Origin of the sequence: Flavobacterium sp. GP15, assembly GCF_014281985.1 — a bacterium.
Classification (GTDB): domain Bacteria; phylum Bacteroidota; class Bacteroidia; order Flavobacteriales; family Flavobacteriaceae; genus Flavobacterium; species Flavobacterium pygoscelis.
This window is the reverse complement of sequence record NZ_JACFTC010000007.1, coordinates 75,621-94,501: the sequence shown is the minus strand read 5'-3', so window position 1 is coordinate 94,501 and position 18,881 is coordinate 75,621. Positions and strand designations below refer to the sequence as shown.

The 18,881-nt window shown below is 30.9% G+C and carries 18 protein-coding genes; 6 read left to right on the top strand and 12 right to left on the bottom strand.

Annotation, left to right across the window (positions count from 1 at the left end; translation table 11 throughout):
* The first annotated feature begins 26 nt into the window (after positions 1-26).
* Entirely contained in the window at positions 27-1,277 is a 1,251-nt protein-coding gene (locus tag H2650_RS13575) for an ABC transporter permease (RefSeq protein WP_188051359.1), read from the top strand.
* Between the two features lie 67 nt (positions 1,278-1,344).
* On the opposite strand, the gene H2650_RS13570 is transcribed toward H2650_RS13575, so the two are convergent.
* On the bottom strand, positions 1,345-1,725 hold the full coding sequence (locus H2650_RS13570; RefSeq protein ID WP_188051358.1) for a hypothetical protein: 381 nt from the start codon (positions 1,723-1,725) through the stop codon (positions 1,345-1,347).
* 541 nt (positions 1,726-2,266) lie between these two features.
* Here H2650_RS13570 and H2650_RS13565 point away from each other — a divergent pair.
* The 3 genes from H2650_RS13565 (at position 2,267) to H2650_RS13555 (ending at position 5,313) form a co-directional block, all read left to right on the top strand.
* Positions 2,267-3,337, top strand: a complete 1,071-nt coding sequence (locus H2650_RS13565) for a Ppx/GppA phosphatase family protein (protein ID WP_188051357.1) — start codon at positions 2,267-2,269, stop codon at positions 3,335-3,337.
* A gap of 78 nt (positions 3,338-3,415) precedes the next feature.
* Positions 3,416-4,021: a PAS domain-containing protein gene (locus H2650_RS13560; protein ID WP_188051356.1), complete on the top strand. Its 606-nt coding sequence runs from the start codon at positions 3,416-3,418 to the stop codon at positions 4,019-4,021.
* 50 nt (positions 4,022-4,071) lie between these two features.
* Positions 4,072-5,313 (top strand): MFS transporter, encoded by a 1,242-nt coding sequence (locus tag H2650_RS13555; RefSeq protein WP_188051355.1) that lies wholly within the window; start codon positions 4,072-4,074, stop codon positions 5,311-5,313.
* A gap of 98 nt (positions 5,314-5,411) precedes the next feature.
* Here the strand turns inward: H2650_RS13555 and accD are convergent, their stop codons facing one another.
* From accD to H2650_RS13540, 3 genes are all read right to left on the bottom strand, one after another.
* Positions 5,412-6,266, bottom strand: a complete 855-nt coding sequence (accD, locus tag H2650_RS13550) for an acetyl-CoA carboxylase, carboxyltransferase subunit beta (protein ID WP_188051354.1) — start codon at positions 6,264-6,266, stop codon at positions 5,412-5,414.
* Positions 6,267-6,378: 112 nt separating this feature from the next.
* Positions 6,379-7,446, bottom strand: coding sequence for a class II fructose-bisphosphate aldolase (gene fbaA, locus H2650_RS13545; RefSeq protein ID WP_188051353.1), 1,068 nt, complete (start codon positions 7,444-7,446; stop codon positions 6,379-6,381).
* A 57-nt stretch (positions 7,447-7,503) separates the two neighbouring features.
* The gene (locus tag H2650_RS13540) at positions 7,504-10,071 is read right to left on the bottom strand and encodes a BamA/TamA family outer membrane protein (RefSeq protein ID WP_188051352.1); all 2,568 of its coding nucleotides are present in this window, start codon (positions 10,069-10,071) and stop codon (positions 7,504-7,506) included.
* A gap of 37 nt (positions 10,072-10,108) precedes the next feature.
* Here H2650_RS13540 and H2650_RS13535 point away from each other — a divergent pair, with 37 nt between their 5' ends.
* On the top strand, positions 10,109-10,837 hold the full coding sequence (locus H2650_RS13535) for an RNA methyltransferase (RefSeq protein ID WP_188051351.1): 729 nt from the start codon (positions 10,109-10,111) through the stop codon (positions 10,835-10,837).
* Positions 10,838-10,858: 21 nt separating this feature from the next.
* On the opposite strand, the gene H2650_RS13530 is transcribed toward H2650_RS13535, so the two are convergent.
* The 8 genes from H2650_RS13530 to H2650_RS13495 all read right to left on the bottom strand — a co-directional run bounded on the left by H2650_RS13530 (position 10,859) and on the right by H2650_RS13495 (position 17,492).
* Positions 10,859-11,572, bottom strand: a complete 714-nt coding sequence (locus tag H2650_RS13530; protein ID WP_188051350.1) for a porin family protein — start codon at positions 11,570-11,572, stop codon at positions 10,859-10,861.
* Position 11,573: 1 nt separating this feature from the next.
* Positions 11,574-12,305 (bottom strand): bifunctional demethylmenaquinone methyltransferase/2-methoxy-6-polyprenyl-1,4-benzoquinol methylase UbiE, encoded by a 732-nt coding sequence (gene ubiE, locus H2650_RS13525; protein WP_188051349.1) that lies wholly within the window; start codon positions 12,303-12,305, stop codon positions 11,574-11,576.
* A 593-nt stretch (positions 12,306-12,898) separates the two neighbouring features.
* The gene (locus tag H2650_RS13520) at positions 12,899-13,381 is read right to left on the bottom strand and encodes a dihydrofolate reductase (protein WP_188051348.1); all 483 of its coding nucleotides are present in this window, start codon (positions 13,379-13,381) and stop codon (positions 12,899-12,901) included.
* Positions 13,382-13,383: 2 nt separating this feature from the next.
* The gene (locus tag H2650_RS13515; protein WP_188051347.1) at positions 13,384-13,725 is read right to left on the bottom strand and encodes a 2TM domain-containing protein; all 342 of its coding nucleotides are present in this window, start codon (positions 13,723-13,725) and stop codon (positions 13,384-13,386) included.
* 266 nt (positions 13,726-13,991) lie between these two features.
* A complete protein-coding gene (locus tag H2650_RS13510; protein ID WP_188051346.1) occupies positions 13,992-14,816 on the bottom strand; it encodes a thymidylate synthase in 825 nt (274 codons plus the stop codon).
* 87 nt (positions 14,817-14,903) lie between these two features.
* A complete protein-coding gene (locus H2650_RS13505; RefSeq protein WP_188051345.1) occupies positions 14,904-15,533 on the bottom strand; it encodes a bifunctional nuclease family protein in 630 nt (209 codons plus the stop codon).
* 123 nt (positions 15,534-15,656) lie between these two features.
* Positions 15,657-16,622, bottom strand: coding sequence for an electron transfer flavoprotein subunit alpha/FixB family protein (locus H2650_RS13500; RefSeq protein ID WP_188051344.1), 966 nt, complete (start codon positions 16,620-16,622; stop codon positions 15,657-15,659).
* 123 nt (positions 16,623-16,745) lie between these two features.
* A complete protein-coding gene (locus tag H2650_RS13495; protein WP_188051343.1) occupies positions 16,746-17,492 on the bottom strand; it encodes an electron transfer flavoprotein subunit beta/FixA family protein in 747 nt (248 codons plus the stop codon).
* 340 nt (positions 17,493-17,832) lie between these two features.
* Between H2650_RS13495 and H2650_RS13490 the strand changes: the two genes are divergently transcribed.
* Positions 17,833-18,813, top strand: coding sequence for a pyruvate dehydrogenase complex E1 component subunit beta (locus H2650_RS13490; protein WP_188051342.1), 981 nt, complete (start codon positions 17,833-17,835; stop codon positions 18,811-18,813).
* The last annotated feature ends 68 nt before the right edge of the window (positions 18,814-18,881 follow it).

Here is an 18,881-nt window from a genome sequence, read left to right as displayed (position 1 = left end):
TTTTACTTTAACACAAAACAGATTGTATGCTAGTTTACCTTAGATTATTAAGTGAGAGTTTTGGTTTTGCAATGAATGCATTAAAAAATAATAAATTAAGGACCTTACTTTCTTTGTTAGGAGTGACTATTGGTATTTTTTCGATTATAGCAGTATTGGCTGCAGTAGATTCTTTAGACAGGAAAATAACAAAAGACTTAAGTAGTTTAGATAAAAACACAATCTATTTGATGAAGTTTTCTTTTGGTCCATCGGATATTCCTCAATGGAAAAGAGAGCAATTTCCTAATGTAAAGTATGATGAATATACCTACATGAAAGGGGCGATGACCAATACGGATCAAATGGCGTATCAAATTTTTACTAGAAGTGAGTCTATAAAATATGATTCTAAAACAGTAAGTGATGTAAAAATAATTCCTGTTTCTCATGAATTTATCGATATTCAAGGATTAGAATTTGAAAAAGGTCGTTTTTATAATGAATCAGAAGCTAATTCTGGAGCTACGGTTATTGTTCTTGGAAATGAAATTGCTAAATCTTTATTTGATGATTTTGATCCTATAGGGAAAAATGTGCGTTTGTATGGAAAACGTTTTACAGTAATTGGCGTGATAAAAAAGGAAGGTTCAGGATTGTTCGGTGATAGTAATGATACCGCTGCCTACATACCTGTGAATTTTGTGAGACAGTTGTATGGCGACAACAATACTTCCTTAACGAATGTTATTATTTTTAAACCCCAAAAAGGGGTAGATATGGAGGCTTACAAAGGCGAAATGTCACAAAAATTAAGAAGCTATAGAGGTTTGAAAGCTGGTGAAATAGATAATTTTTTCATCAATGTTTTTTCAGGTTTTACAGACCTTATCGATGGTATTTTAGGTCAAATGAATGTAGTTGGATGGATTATTAGTGGTTTTTCTCTTTTGGTAGGTGGTTTTGGTATTGCTAATATTATGTTTGTTTCTGTAAAAGAGAGAACCAATCTAATTGGAATTCAAAAATCATTAGGAGCCAAAAATAAATTTATCTTATTTCAGTTTTTATTTGAAGCTATTATTTTATCTGTAATTGGTGGTGTAATCGGGCTATTATTAGTTTGGATTATTTCTCTGATTTTGACCAATGTTTTGGATTTTGAATTTGTTCTTGGTATGGGAAATGTAGTTCTAGGAACTGGATTAGCTGCAGCTATAGGATTGATATCGGGTATTTTACCTGCTATTACAGCGTCTAAACTAGATCCAGTAGAAGCTATTAGAACCGGAATGTAATTTTTATAAAAAAGTACTCTTTAGAGATCTTGCCAATCATTTTTTTTAAACCCTAATTTTTATTTCATTAAATGTGAAATATGCTCGAAATTTGAGCTACTTGCTTGTTTAGAATAGCTTTTGTGAAAGTTAAATTTGCCTTAGAGGAATCTGCAATTAGATAGATAAAGTAACTATTGTTTTGTGAAATTTTTAAAAACTGAAATTGATTTGTCAATGTAATAGTAATGTCATCAATATTCTGTTTTTGCTTTAAAAAATCATTGGCGTTCAATTGTGCTCTAATCATTTCTAATGCAAATTTTGAAGCACTTTCTATATCAAATTTGTTGTCGTTTCTTTTTGAGTAATAAAGATTACCGCTTTTTATATCTACAACACTTAATGCAACAAATCCAGGCATTTCCTTTGAAATATTTTCTCCAAATAATTTTAAAAAATCTGACATCTATAAAAAGTTTAAGTAGCAAATTTAATTTTTTTATGATTCAAATACTACTGTAACTCTTTTTAATTATTTTGAAGTTTTTTTTGAAACTTCAAAATAATTAAAAAGTCTATTAGTTGGAATCATTTTAATGAATTTTATTCAAAAATATCTTTTAAATAAATCGTTTATATTTCTTTAGCGAATAAATAAATTCTTATTAATTTATTTGAATAGCGGTTTTTTTGCTATAAGGTTTAGTTGTTTTTTGGGTTAATTGTTAAAAATAATTTCGCTTAATAGATTGCGTATGAAATGATTGAAGTGTTGGCTAATTTACTATTATTTCTTTTAATGCTTATAGGGCGAAATTATTGGTTTTTTTTGTACTTTTGCGGCCCCAAAACACTAGTGATTTCGTTGCTAACCTACAGTAATAATTTGCTTTAAATTTACGAAAATCGCTCTCTTTTAATCTCAAAAGTCAAAGTGTTTTATTTGTCAAATTCAAGATAATTAAATTCAAAAATTGAATAATTCTTGATAAAATAAAACTTAAAAAATGAAAATTTTTAAACTCAACTTCACACTTTTTTTAGTGTTACTTCTGCCTGCGCTCCTTTTTTCACAAGAAAATATTTTTGCTGGAATTGAAATTGGAAGTAAAGGAATCAAAATGTCTGTTATAGACGTGTTCAATATTAAAAAAGGAAATATTAATGTTAAATCCTATTGGACAGAAAATGTAGCTATAGCAAAAGGTATTTCTACTGAAGGGAATATGACTGAGGAAAACATGAATAAAGCTATTGAAATTATTTCTGATAATTACAGGAAAATTATGATAGAGATGAAGGTTCCAGAGGCAAATATTTTTATAGTAGGATCTTCTGGTGTGGCTATGGCTAATAATACCCAAATACTTATTGATAAGGTTAAAGCTGCCACAGGCAAAGATCTTGAATTTATCGATGCTCAAATGGAAGGCAAAATGCTCTTAAAAGGATGTGTTCCTCCAGTAGATTATAAAAACTCTATGATCCTTGATATAGGAGGAGGTAATACTAAAGGTGGTTATATCGATGTACTTAATAATAATGCTTTTATATTTTTTCCATTAAGTCTTAATTATGGAAGTGTAACCCTTACAGAAAGTATTATTAAAAAAACGAATAGTACAGATATTGGGGAATATAATTCTAGGTCATTCAGCTTTTTGCCGATATTAAGGGAACAAGTTGATGCTATGTATAAATCTAAACCTCAGGCTTTACGAAAAGAAAAAGTATACTTGTCTGGTGGTGCCGTTTGGGCTTTTTACACGCTATACAAAGGGGTTACTAAAGAAGCGTTCAGTCAATTTAAGTTAGAAGATGTGATAAATTATGATGCTATTTTAAAAAATAACTTCCGCAAATTTGAAGACCTAGCTAAAACTGATGAAGATGTTGATAAAGTTTTAAAGACCTATTCTCAAAAATATTTAATTTCTGGTAGTAATATATTATTGGTGTGTTTAGAAGCCATACCAGATATTAATAGTAAAAAATTATATTTTGCTAAAGAAGGTCAAATTGCATGGTTGATATCTTATATAACGGATCGTTCTACTAAAGTAAAGAAAATCTATTAAACAATATTCTACTTTTTATAGTGAATAAATTCCCTATAAATTTCTAATTTTTAAAATTTTAATACTAAAAAATATATTATGGATAAAAAACGTCCAACACCAATTGATCAACCTGTTAAGTGGGATGAAACTCAAACTATTGTTAGTAAAGCCGATTTATTCGGAAGCTTAGAATATGTAAATGAGACTTTTGCATCAGTTTCTGGATATGATGAATCAGAACTAATAGGGCAACCTCATAATATTATCCGTCATCCAGATATGCCCAAAGTAATTTTTAAAGTCTTGTGGGATAATATTTCAAAAGGTAAAAAATTTCATGGTGTTATTAAAAACTTAGCCAAATCAGGAAAATATTACTGGGTAATTACTGATTTTGATTATGTTGTAAGTGATGATGCAAAAATTTTAAAATACGTAGCCCGTCGTAAAGCTGTTTCTCCAGGTGTGGTAAAAAAAGTGGATGAGCTTTATAAAAAACTATATAAAATTGAAGAAGTAAGCGGAATAGAAGGGAGCGAAAAATACTTAATTGGTTATCTAGAAGATCATAATCTTGATTATGTAGAATTAATTACAAAATTAATGATGGATGATTTAAATCAACAAGTGGAGTTAGAATCTACTACTGAAGAAGTTGAAGAAACTAAAAAAAGTTTTTTCGGAAGATTCTTTGGTAACTAATACAGTTATAAAATTTTAATAAGTACACGCCTTTTAAATATATTTAAAAAATGCTTAACCGTTATTTAGTAAATTTTAAAAATTTTCCAAAAGAAATATGGATTCTTGCTTTAATTACGCTTGTCAATAGAGTTGGCGCTGTAGTTGTTCCTTTTTTGTCCAAATATTTTAAAGAAGAACTAAACTTAAGTTATTCACAAATAGGGTGGATTATGGTTTGCTTTGGAGTTGGATCTCTTGTCGGTACTTTTTTAAGCGGAAAATTATCTGATGTTTTTGGTGCGTATAAAGTAATGGCTTTTAGCTTGTTTGCTAGTGGTGTAGTATTACTTTCGCTTCAATTTGCAATTACTTTTGAATTATTGTGTATTTCTGTTTTCCTTTTGACTGCAGTTGCTGATATGTATCGACCTGCAATGATGGTAAGTATAAACGATTATGTAACTAGTGAATCTAGAGTGAGAGCTTTGTCTTTATTAAGAATGGCTACTAATGTGGGACTTATCGTAGGACCCGTATTAGGAGGTATTTTAATCATGAATTCAGAATACAACACTTTATTTATTGTTGATGGTTTAACCTCTATTATCTCTGTAGTATTTTTTTTAATTTTTGTTAGAGAGAAAAAGTTACTTTATAAACTGGAATTGAATGATGTAATAAAAGATAAATTTGCACCTTTCAAAGATGTTCCTTTTGTAATGAATTGGATTATCGCTTTAATCACAGGGTATCTTTATTTTCAAGTTTTCTCTATTGTTCCAATTTATCATAAAGAAGCTTATAATTTAACGGAGTTTGATACAGGAATGTTCTTAGGTTTTAGTGGTGTTGTATTTATACTCTTTGAACTTGCTGTAGTTAATTTTGTGCAAAAAAATAAAATTACCGATTTGGTTGCTATAATGCTAGGATTGTTATTAATAGGAGCTTCCTATCTTTTGCTCTATTTAGTTCATCAACCGTGGGTGTTTTGGGTCTTTATGTTTTTAATGTCTTTTGGTAATATGTTAACCTTTGCTTTTGCAAGTAGTTTTGTGATGAACAGAAGTCATAAAAACTTAGAAGGTTTATTTATGTCGACTTTTCAAATGAGTTATGGTTTTGCTCATGTATTTAGTTCTAAAACAGGATTGACAATTGTGCAAAATTATGATTATAATACCAATTGGACTTTTAATTACATACTAGCATTTATTACAGCATTTTGTACTTATATCATTTTTATAGTGGTTCGAAAAGAACAAAAAAAGGTAAAACAAGATATCATGATTTCTTTTTTTAAAAAGTAAATAGTTTCTTAATCCTGATTTTTAAAACACATTATATCTTTTAAACAAAAAAATCTCGAATTATCGAGATTTTTTTTGTTTAAAAGATTATGTTTTGACTATCTTATATCATTGTTTTGAATCAAATCAATATATAAATTAATGTTGTCTTTAAGTTCTTTTCTAGGAGTAATAAAATCTAGAAAACCGTGTTCTAATAAAAATTCTGCAGTTTGAAATCCTTCTGGTAAATCTTTTCCAGTGGTATCTCTTACTACTCTTGGTCCTGCGAATCCTATTAAAGCTCCCGGTTCAGAAATATTAATATCTCCCAACATCGCGTATGATGCAGTAGTTCCTCCTGTTGTAGGATCTGTACATAGAGATATATAAGGAAGTTTGGCATCAGCTAATTGCGCCAGTTTTACAGAAGTTTTTGCTAATTGCATTAGCGAATAAGCAGCTTCCATCATACGTGCTCCACCAGATTTTGAAATCATTACAAAAGGTAATTTATGCTTAATAGCATGATCAATTCCTCTTACAATTTTTTCACCAACTACAGCTCCCATAGAACCTCCAATAAAAGCAAAATCCATACAGCAAATCACTAAATCTTTTCCTTTAGATTTACCAACGGCTGTACGTACGGCGTCTTTTAATTTTGTTTTTTCCATTACCTCTTTAAGTCGATCACCATATTTTTTAGTGTCAACAAAATTCAAAGGGTCCTTAGAAGTCATGTTTTTATCTAATTCAACAAACTCATTATTGTCAAATAAAATTTGGAAATATTCAGCGCTTCCAATTCTAACGTGAAAACCATCTTCTGGACTTACAAATAAATTGCGAGCAAGTTCATCGGCATCAATAATTTTTCCAGTAGGAGATTTGTACCAAAGTCCTTTTGGAATATCCATTTTGTCTTCAGTCGCAGTAGTAATCCCTTTTTCTTTTCTTTTAAACCAAGCCATTTTTCTAGTATTCAGTGTTCAGTAATCCAATGTTTAGTATTCAGTTTTTCAGTATTGTATAATCATTTTTTTAATAAATGATTAATAATAAACAGAACGCTGCCTACTTTTTTTATAGTGTATTTACATTATTTAAGTCTGCAAATGCTTGTTCAAGTCTTGTATTGAACGTGATTTCGCTTTCACGAATCCATTTTCTTGGATCGTAATATTTTTTGTTAGGTACATCGTCTCCTTCTGGATTTCCAATTTGAGTATGTAAATAATCGATATTCTTTGTTATATAATCGCGAACTCCTTCTGTGTAAGCGAATTGCATATCAGTATCGATATTCATTTTTATAACTCCGTAGCTAATTCCTTCTCTGATTTCTTCCAATGTAGAACCTGATCCACCATGAAAAACGAAATCAACTGGATTATTTTTAGTGTTGAATTTATTTTGAACGAAATCTTGAGAATTTTTTAAAATTTTAGGTGTCAATTTTACGTTTCCTGGTTTGTAAACACCGTGAACGTTTCCAAAAGCAGCCGCAATAGTAAATCGTGGACTTATTTTAGAAAGTTCTTCGTAAGCATAGGCTACTTCTTCGGGTTGTGTATATAATTTTGAACTATCAACATCAGAATTATCAACACCGTCTTCTTCACCGCCTGTAATACCAAGTTCGATTTCTAGTGTCATTCCCATTTTGCTCATTCTTGCTAAATAGGTTTTACAGATTTCTATATTTTCTTCGATTGGCTCTTCAGAAAGGTCAATCATGTGTGAAGAATACAATGGTTTTCCAGTTTTAGCAAAATGGGCTTCAGAAGCATCTAACAATCCATCAATCCAAGGTAATAATTTTTTTGCACAATGATCCGTATGTAATATGACAGTTGCACCATAGGCTTCTGCTAAAGCATGAATGTGAAGTGCACCTGCTACACCACCAGCGATTGCTGATTTTTCGTCTTTATTTGAAAGTCCTTTTCCAGCATTAAATTGCGCTCCTCCGTTAGAAAATTGAATGATTACAGGAGCATTTAGTTTTGCAGCAGTTTCAAGAACACAATTTACAGTACTTGAGCCAGTAACATTTACAGCTGGTAGTGCAAATCCTTTTTCTTTTGCATAATTAAAAATTTCTTGTACTTGATCTCCGGTAGCTACGCCTGGTTTAATGTTGTGTGCCATTGTACTTGTTTTAGTTTGTTTAGTTTTTAGTCTTGCAAAAATAAGAATTAATTAGGACTAGAATGGATAATTTATTCCAAAATTTAAAACGGCTTTAGAAAAGTTATATTCTTTAAACCATCTTTCGTTCATTTCTTTGCCTGGATTATAGGTTTTAAATCCTAAATCAAATCGAATCACGAAAAAACTTAAATCGTAGCGCAATCCAAAACCAGAACCTACAGCAATATCTTTTAAACTGCTAAAATTTTTAAAAACTGACTTTTCGTCTTTTACATTATCTAACACGTTCCAAATGTTACCTGCATCAGCAAAAATAGCGCCTTTTAGACTTCCAGCAATTTTAAACCTATATTCTCCGCTTAAAGCAATTTTCATATTAGCTTCATTAAAATCATCAAGACCACCGCTGCTTCCTGGACCTAAACTATAAGGCTGCCATGCTCGATTGTCATTTGATCCTCCAGAAAAATAACTTCTAGAAAACGGAATGTAATTGGAGTTTCCAAACGGAATTGCAATACCAAAAAAGGAACGGAAAGCAATAATATTTTCTTTGGATAAATCCCAATGCTTAATATAATCAAATTCTGTTTTTACATATTCTGAATATTCTAAATTAAAAATATCATAGTTGCCATTCGCATTTTTCTTTTGATTGGTAACATTTGCAAAAGCGGATAAGATGGTTCCAGCAGATTCGATCTTAGTTTTGAAAAGATAAAAATCGTTATCTTTTAAATCCTTCTTTGTCGTTTTTGAAAAAGTGAAACTTGTCGCTAAGATGAAATCATTTTCCGTTAGTCTAAGTCTTCTTTCTTCAATACTTTTTACAGATTCATAATCAGCAGGTTCCAAAGGTTTTAAAAAAATACCACTACCAGAAAGGACATCGTTTGTAAATCCGCGAGTTCCCTGCTCAATAAGTAAATCCCTGTTTACTGCATCGTCATAATAGGAAGGATTTGTATTGTAAGCCTTGCTAATTTTATTTAGAGCACTATAAGAGGAGCTGTAAACATTAAAATAATTTCTAGGATTTAAATTTCGCACAAATTGAGTGTTTAAGAGATCAAATCGTGCGGTATGATTTATTTTTGGAGTCCAATTGTATGATAATCCTCCTGTAAAATTTTCTTTGTCCAGACCTATATTTCTTTGTTTTGCAAAACCAACCGTAATTAGAGTAGAAGGAATCATACTTTTAGGAATAATTTTATCCGTGTTAAAGGGCATAAGAATCCTTGGGATATTTAATTTTAAATCTACTCCATATTCTGATACATTAAAGAAATTGTTTTTTGGATTGGCTAAATCTTTAGAGGATCCAATGTTTCCGCGTGCTGCAAGTTCAAGTGTTTCCGCTCCATTAAATACATTTCTTATCGTCTCAGAAACACTTAGTCCAATACCAAAGTCTTGAATGTTAGAATGGGTTACATCTAATGTAGTTCCAAAACTATATTTTTTTCTCGGAGTCAAATATACTTTAGCAATTAATGACTGCGCGGTACTATCTCTTTTGTCTACTTCATATTGAATAGAAGGATAATTAAAAATCTTTAGATTGTTTAGATAACGTGTTGTTAATACCGTCCTGAAATCTGCATACATTCCGCCTTTATAAATAAAAATAGCATCTGTTATAGCTTTTGGTTTGTATTTTAATTTTTTCTGACTGTATAAATTAAAGTTTTTGTAGGAAACGCTATCATTAATATTCAATCCGCTATTATTTGGTGAATAATCAGTGTAAATATTTACATCGCTTATTTTGTATAACTTAAATGGTTCTGTTTTGGTGGAATCTTTTTCCTGATAGGAATAATTATTTATCATCAAAGTGATGTTCGCCTGATTTACTTTTTTGATCGTGTCAATATTAAAAGTCACATAATTAGGCTGAAAATAATAAGCACCATTATTTCTAAAGTTTGTTGTTATACGGTTTCTTTCATTCTCAAAATCATCTGTTTTATATTGATTTCCAGATTTTAAAAAAGTATTGAATTTATTGCGTTCGTACAAAGAATCTAAAACTGGAGTTGTAATAGATGTTTTGATAGTATCTAAAAAGAAAGCGTTTCCTAATGTAATATCGTATTTTAATTTTGCTTTTTGAATGTTTATAGTATCAATTTGATAAGCTGCTTTTACGTTAAAAAAACCATTGTTAAAATAATAATATTTAAGCCTTAATAAGGATTTGTTCGACTTTTCTTTATCTACAATTACTGGTGGCTCGCCCGTTTTTATCAAAAAATCATGAATTCCGTGATACCAAAAAGATTGTCCCAAACGATTCACTTGTTTTTCAGATAACCATTTAGATAACCGTTTGTATTTTTCTGGATTATTTTTAAACTTGGCTTGATATGTTGAATCCGGGTTTAAATTGGCTAAATTATAAAGATTTAGACGCAGGCGATAGCCAAGTAAAGTTGTATTGGGTTTTTGATACAACTGATTAAAAACAATTTCCTCCTTTATTGCTTTGTTATTTACACTAATTTCATTCTTGGTGAGCAATAATTTATCTGCTGGAACTCTTTTTACAGCGTTACATGCAGAAATTAGTATTGCAATTACAATAAATGCAGTTATTTTTGTGGAAGTTTTTTTCAAGTGTTCTAAAATATTTAATTCAAAAGTACATTATTTTATGGTTAGTAAAAACCAAATAAAACTTATAACGAGTTTACAGCAAAAAAAATATAGATATGCCAATAAATTATTTTTTGCCGAAGGTGTAAAAGGGATTCAAGAATTATTGGATTCTAATTTTGAATTGGAGCATTTGTATTCTACACAAAATGATTTTCCAGAAGTTTCTAATAATAAAAAATCTATTATTGACGAAAATGATTTAAAAAAGATCAGTGCATTAGCAACTCCAAATACGTGTTTAGCAGTTTTTAAGATGCCTTTAGAGAAATCAATTATTGCTACAGGTTTAATTGTTGTACTCGATTCTATTCGGGATCCGGGTAATTTAGGAACCATAATGCGTTTGTGTGATTGGTTTGGTATTCAACAAATTGTATGCTCAAACGAGACCGTTGATTACTTTAATCCTAAAGTTGTGCAGGCTACTATGGGTTCTATAGCTAGAGTTAATGTAAATTATACGAATTTGAATAGTTATTTGCAACAGACTCAATTGCCTATTTTTGGAACTTTTATGAACGGTGAAAATATATACAAGTCTATTTTGCCACAGCAAGGAATAATTATTATGGGAAATGAAGCAAATGGGATTTCTGAAACACTCGAAAAATTAGTTCAAAACCGACTTACAATACCACGTTTTGGAAGTCTTCAAAAAACAGAAAGTTTGAATGTTGCCACAGCAACGGCAATAATTTTGAGTGAATTTAGTCGAGGAAATTAACTGAAAGTATTCTTAATAATTTTAGTGGAAAGTAAAATTGATGAAAATAGCACGAGTTTTCATCGAATCTATGTTTCCAGTCCAAGGACTATTGGGATCTTTATCTCGAATAAGTTCGTCATTTAATCCAAAAACACCTCTAATAGAAGGCGAAAATATAAAATATTCTGAAAATAGATCAATACCAAATCCCAATTCATAATTAGGAGTCCAAGATTTTACTCTAAAACGTTGCTCTAAATTGTCATCAAGTATTTTTGCATTACTAGATAAGTTTAGCGTAGCAGAAACTCCTCCTAAAGCATAAGGCCGAATGTTTCCAGTTCTTAAAGAAGAAAATTTTAGCAACAAAGGAAAGTGTATATAAGTGCTGTTAACTTCTCTAAGCGCATCACTGTTTTTAGTAAAATTAGGATTTGCAGGAAAGTTCAATTCTCTTTTAGTATAGTATAATCCGGGTTCAAATCGTAAATTTATGTATTCTTGAAGTTTTACATCAGCAATAATTCCTACATTAAAACCCGTTGTTTTTTTGACTAATATATCAGGTGTTTCTGTTTTATAGTCAATTTTAAAATCATAAGAATTGAATCCTAAATAAAAACCATAATAGATTTTCTTTTGTTGAAAGTTTTCCAAATTTATGATAGGATCTTTGCTAAAGATGTTTTTCGAACCTTGAGCATATCCGTTTAGAAGGAGCAGAAAAAAAAGTATTGCAAATGTTTTTTTCATATTATTTTTTAGAAGCTGAATAAATTGTAGCAACGCCAAAAGTTTGTGGTAGCGCAACTACATCTATAAACCCAATTTTTCTTAAAATATTGTTCAGTGCTTCGCCATAAGGAAATGCAGCTGCAGATTCGGATAAATAGCCATAAGCAACATCGTCCTTAGAAAATAATTTTCCTATTATTGGCAGAATATTTTTGCTATAAAAATTATATCCTTGTTTATAAGGCGTTTTTTCAGGAACAGAGGTTTCTAAAATTACAAAAACTCCATTTGGTTTCAAAACTCTTAAAATCTCGCTTAAACCCTTTTCTAAGTTTTCAAAGTTTCTTACCCCAAAAGCAACTGTTATAGCGTCGAAATAATTGTCATCAAAAGGCATGTTTTCAGAATCGCCTAAAACCATATCAATTGTATTAGAAAGATTTTTTGAAGCAATTTTTTTCTTGCCAACGTCAAGCATTCCTGCGGAGATGTCTAAACCAATGATTTTTTCAGCATTAGTTTGTGCCATCAATATCGCTAAATCACCTGTTCCAGTAGCAATATCTAAAATTTGTTTGGGATTGGATTTGCTTACTATATTCAGAACTTTTTTGCGCCATTTCAAATCAATTCCAAAAGAAATGACACGATTTAAATTGTCATAATTTCCAGAAATGGTATCAAACATTTGTGCAACTTGCTCTTTTTTGCCTAAGGCTGAATCTTTATACGGAGTTATTTTTTCAGACATTTTTTTTATTTGTACAAATATAGGTAATCTTCATAAACTTAAAATGAGTTTCAGGAAATAGAATTAAGAATAATTTGGGTTGAGAATTACTTTTTTATAGGTTCAAAATAAATAATTTAAACAGGATGAAAGGGTATTGTTAGAAATATCACTAAAAGTGGGTATTGTAACTCCAAATTATAATATCCACATTTGTGACAATAATAGTAGACCTTTTAAATGATTAAAAAAGAAACAATGAGCCAAATTAAATGGATAGTTTTAGCGTTAATTATCTCATTTATTCTTGTGAGTTTTTTTGAGAATACTGTGTTACATCCCAGTATTTTATTTACAACGCAACACACGTTCTTAGGATTAAATTTGTTTTTGGAAATTTTAATTTTTTTCGTCTTTAGTACCTTCGTGGTATTTGGTATTAAAGGCTTTTTTGAGATGTACTCTCAAAGAGTTGCAAACCTGATAACCTTCATTTCTGGAGTGCTATTAGTGTTTGTGATATTTATGTTATTTTATCAAATTAACTTTCAAGAGTAACTCGTTTCTAAAATCATTGGTCAAAAAAAACATCCTGTAAAGGATGTTTTTTTGTTTTATTCTCTAAGATAAGTTTCATAAGTGTATTCATATTTATGAAAATCATCTTTTTCATTGAATTCAGATTTTTCTAATTTCCATTCTGTTTTGTCAATTTCAGGAAAATAAGCATCTGCTTCAAAACTGCCATGAACTCTAGTTAGTTCGATTTTGTCAGCATAAGAAATTCCAATTGTATAAATTTCTCCACCTCCTATTATAAATGAATCTTCCTCTTTTGGACATGCTTCTAAAGCTTTTTCAATCGTGTCAACCACAATGCAATCTTCTGCTTTATAGTCTTTTTGTCTTGTAATTATGATATGCTTTCTATTAGGTAATGGTTTTTGAAGACTCTCGTAAGTTTTACGACCCATTATAATATGATGTCCAGTTGTAAGTCTCCTAAATCTTTTATAATCATTGGGCAAGTGCCAAACTATTTTACCATCTTTTCCTAAAGCATTATTTTCGCCCGCCGCCGCAATCATTGTAATCATAATTAGATGCTATTATTAGGTTCGTCACTCTCTATTTTTAACTTTAATTGCTCTATTTTCTTTTGTTGTAAAGCTACTAATCTATCAATTTGATCTCTTTCCCAGTTTTTATTCATGAATCGATCAGTTATAAATATTTTTATAAAATGAAGAAGGAATAAAAACAGCCATACAGCAATTATCCATTGGTACCAGTCAGAGACTACATTACTATTTAAGAATTGATGTCCAAGAAATAATAATAAACTTCCTAAAACGAAAACGACAAAATGGAAATATAATCTCTTTTTTTGCTTTATCCTTCTTCGGGCATATTCATATTGTTCATGTACTTCTTTTTCCATCGATTTGATTTTAGTTTATAAAGATAAAATTTATTTTGGGAAGTTGCAGAAATGATTTAAGATTATTTAATTTGGATAGATAAGCCTATAATTGGTTTTTATAGAACTAGGGATTTATATTTATAAACAAAAAAATGAATTTTTACTTTATTGCATTACATTATTCTATTTATTTAATAAATAATAGAAACTCATTTTCAAAAATGTATCCAAAATGTTTTGAAAATTCTAAATAATGAAAAGTAAATTTTTGTACAAAAAATACTTTATACGGCTACATTTCCTTTTATAGCTGGGTGAGGATCATAGCCTTCTAGAGTAAAGTCTTCGAAATCAAAATCAAAAATATTTTTTATCTCTGGGTTCAAAATCATTTTAGGCAATGGTTTTGGCTCACGAGACAATTGCAATTCTAGTTGTTCAAAATGATTGTTGTAAATGTGTGCATCGCCAAAAGTATGAATAAATTCTCCGGGTTGTAAGTCACAAACCTGAGCGATCATCATAGTTAATAACGCATAAGATGCAATGTTGAAAGGAACTCCTAAAAAAATGTCAGCACTTCGTTGGTATAATTGGCAGGATAATTTTCCTTCAGAAACATAAAATTGAAAAAACGCATGACATGGAGGTAAAGCTGCTTTGTTATTGGCTACATTTTCTTCAAAAGACTTTGTAGTGTCTGGTAAAACAGAAGGATTCCAAGCTGAAACTAACATTCTACGACTGTTAGGATTGTTTTTTAACTCTGTAATTAAGTCAGAGATTTGATCAATTTCTTCGCTATTCCAATTGCGCCATTGATGACCATAAACTGGACCTAAATCTCCATTGGCATCAGCCCAAGCATCCCAAATTTTCACTCCATTTTCTTGAAGATATTTAATATTGGTATCTCCTTTAAGGAACCAAAGCAATTCATAAATAATAGATTTAAGATGTAATTTTTTAGTGGTAACCATCGGAAATCCTTCGCTCAAGTCAAAACGCATTTGGTAACCAAAAACACTTTTTGTTCCCGTGCCCGTTCGGTCTCCTTTTTGACAACCATTGTCCATTACATGCTGTACTAAATCTAAATATTGTTTCATATTATTGGTAGGTACGTAGTAGTTTTTAATTTGATATCTATTGAAAAATCGCTTTATATATTGCTTTTTTTAGACTAAAAAAAGCCATTAAAGTTCTCTTTTAGAAATTTCGTCTCTAATTTTGGCTGCCTTTTCATAATCCTCATGTGAAACAGCTTGATCCAATAATTCATTTAATTCCTGCAGCGTATGTTTAGAATACGTATGTCCGGATTGATTGCTTTCTTCTTCACGACCAAAAGTGTCTGGATTAGAAAGAACATCATCTAATTCTTGAGTGTCTTTGTTTGGGTCTAAAGGATTAGTTTTTAAGTAAATCCCAGCTTTGTCAAGAATGTTTTTGTAGGTAAAAATAGGAGCGTTAAAGCGTAATGCTAAAGCTATCGCATCGGATGTACGAGCATCAATGATTTCTTCTATTTTATCTCTTTCGCAAATGATACTCGAGTAAAAAACTCCATCAACTAATTTATGAATGATCACTTGTTTTACAACAATATCAAATCGCTCTGCAAAATTTTTAAAAAGATCATGCGTCAGTGGGCGTGGTGGCTTTATCTCTTTTTCTAAGGCAATTGCAATAGATTGTGCTTCAAAAGCGCCGATAACGATTGGTAACTTACGTTCGCCGTCAACTTCATTCAATATCAAAGCATAGGCTCCGTTTTGAGTCTGACTGTAAGAAATTCCTTTTATAGATAATTTAACTAAGCTCATAGATGTTGTAATGGTAATTACCGAATACTTTTAAAAAAACAGATTGCAAAAAAAATGCTATCTAAACGCAAAGATACAAATATCTTATTTTTAGATAGCATTAAAACTGTTTTATTGTAACGACTAGTTATGCGCTTTAAAAGCCTTTAATTTTTCAATTAATTGAGGTACGATTTCAAAAGCATCTCCTACAATTCCGTAGTCTGCAACTTTAAAGAAAGGTGCTTCTGGGTCGCTATTGATAACAACTTTTACTTTAGAAGAGTTGATTCCTGCAATGTGTTGAATAGCTCCTGAAATACCAATTGCTATATATAAGTTTGCTGCAACAGGCTTTCCTGTTTGTCCTACGTGTTCTCCGTGAGGTCTCCAACCCAAATCAGATACTGGTTTAGAACAAGCTGTTGCTGCTCCAAGAACAGTAGCTAGTTCTTCTATCATTCCCCAGTTTTCAGGACCTTTTAATCCACGTCCTGCTGAAACTACAACTTCTGCATCTGCGATAGATACTTTTCCAGTAACTTTTTCAACAGATTCTACTTTTACACCAAAATCATTTTCTCCAATGGTTGGGTTGAAATCTTCTTCTGTCAAAGTAGATGTATTTTCAAAAATCCCATAAGAATTTTTAGCTAATCCAAGAACTTTAACATCAGTTGTGATTTCAGTAATCATAAACGCTTTATTTGAAAAAGCATTTCTTTTTACTTGAAATGGTGAAGTTGATACAGGTAGTCCAACAACGTTTGAAGCGTAACCTGCTTCTAGCGCTACGGAAACAAGAGAAGATAAATAAACACTATCAGTTGTTGAAGATAGTAATACTAGCTTTACATTTTCTTTTTGTGCGGCTTGTTTAATCACATCAGCATATGCCTTTGCAGTAAATCCAGATAATTTATCATTGTTTACTTTTAAAACTTTATCCACACCGTATTTTGATAATTCCGAAACATCTCCAGCATTAACAGTTACTGCTGTAACAGTTGTTCCTAATGTTTCAGCTACTTTTTTTGCATATGAGGCCAATTCGAAAGCTACTTTCTTGAATTTTCCTTCTGCATATTCTGCATATATTAATATAGACATGATGATTTTAGATTTTAGATTTTTGAATTGTAATTTTAGATTTCAGGAATTTGAATAAGGAATTTACATTTTTTTTGTCATTAGCAATCAAAAATCGTTTGTCCTAATTCTGTAATCCAATTTCTAGATCACTTTTGCTTCGTTGTGTAATAGATTGATTAATTCGTCTAAATTATCAGCAGCAATTAATTTTACCGCAGATTTTGGAGCTGGTTTTTCAAATTTTACCGCTTTAGTATTTACAGTAGCCTCTACTGGCTCAAGTATTGTTAAGGCTTTAGTTCTTGCTGTCATAATTCCTCTCATGTTCGGAATACGCAAGTCTTTTTCCTCTACTAATCCTTTTTGACCACCAATAATTAATGGCAAAGTTGTAGCTACAGTTTCTTTACCACCATCAATTTCACGAACTGCTTTTACGTTAGTTCCGTCAACGGTTAAGTTTGTACATGAATTTAGGAAGTTATATCCAAGAATTCCTGCTATCATACCTGGAACCATTCCGCCATTGTAATCTAAAGATTCTTTTCCTGCAATTACGATGTCATATCCTGCGTTTTTAATTACTTCGGCTAACTGTTTAGCCACAAAAAAACCATCCGTAGGAGTAGCGTTTATACGAATTGCTTCGTTTGCGCCAATTGATAAAGCTTTTCTTAAAGTTGGTTCCGTGTCTGGTCCTCCTACATTTACAACTGTTACCGTTGCTCCTTGTTGTTCTTGAAACCAAATGGCACGTGTTAATCCAAATTCATCATTAGGATTAATTACATATTGAACTCCATTAGTGTCAAATTCAGAATCACCATTGACAAAGTTAATTTTTGAAGTAGTATCAGGAACGTGACTGATGCAAACTAATATTTTCATAAGTATATATTTAGTTATTCTTTAATTTCTTTTACAAATTTAAAATATTAATTTGAATAATATACTATGCGTGCATAATATTTTTTGTTAGCTATTACGTTTTCGGAGCATTAATATTGAAAGAGTCTTTGTAGGCTTATTATTGTATGTTAGACAGTTGGTTATAAAGAGCTAAATGTGCCTCTTAATTTAAGTAGTTTATAGGCTTTATGAGTTTTGAATTGGATCTCAAAAGGAGAACTAATGTTCTAAAATTAATTTAGGATTTTTTATGCATTAAAGTGATATAAAATATTTATTTTTGCTGTTCGAAAAATTTAGACACATACAACATAATAATATGAGAACGATACAATTTAGAGAGGCTATTTGCGAAGCGATGAGTGAGGAAATGCGTCACGATGAGTCCATATACTTAATGGGTGAAGAAGTTGCAGAATATAATGGTGCTTACAAAGCTTCTAAAGGAATGCTTGCTGAATTTGGTGCAAAAAGAGTTATTGATACTCCAATTGCTGAGCTAGGTTTTACCGGTATTGCAGTTGGATCTGCTATGAATGGATGTCGTCCTATCGTAGAATACATGACTTTTAACTTTTGTTTGGTTGGTATTGATCAAATTATTAATAATGCTGCCAAGATGCGTCAGATGACAGGTGGTCAATTTAATGTTCCTATTGTTTTTCGTGGCCCAACTGCTTCTGCAGGACAATTGGGAGCAACACACTCTCAAGCTTTAGAAAATTGGTTTGCCAATACTCCTGGGCTTAAAGTTGTAGTTCCATCTACTGTTTATGACGCTAAAGGATTATTAAAAGCTGCTATTCGCGATAACGATCCAGTAATTTTCATGGAATCGGAACAAATGTATGGTGATAAAGGGGAAGTTCCTGATGGCGAATATACAATTCCTCTAGGAGTTGCTGATATTAAGCGTGAAGGAACAGATGTAACAATCGTTTCTTTTGGAAAAATTATAAAAGAAGCTCATATTGCTGCTGATGAATTGGCTAAAGAAGGAATTTCATGTGAAATAATTGATTTAAGAACGGTTCGTCCTATGGATTATGAAACGATTTTAACATCAGTTAGAAAAACAAATAGATTGGTAGTTCTTGAAGAAGCGTGGCCTTTTGCAAGTGTCGCTTCAGAGATTACTTATATTGTTCAAGAGCGTGCTTTCGACTTTCTTGACGCACCAATACAACGTATCACAACTGCAGATACTCCAGCGCCATATTCTCCAGTATTATTGAAAGAATGGTTGCCTAATTCAGAAGATGTTATAAAAGCAGTTAAGAAAGTAATGTATAAAAAATAACAGCTACTGAAAGATTTGAATTTGATTGAAATTTAATAATTGAAACATTAAATTCTGATTATTTAAGT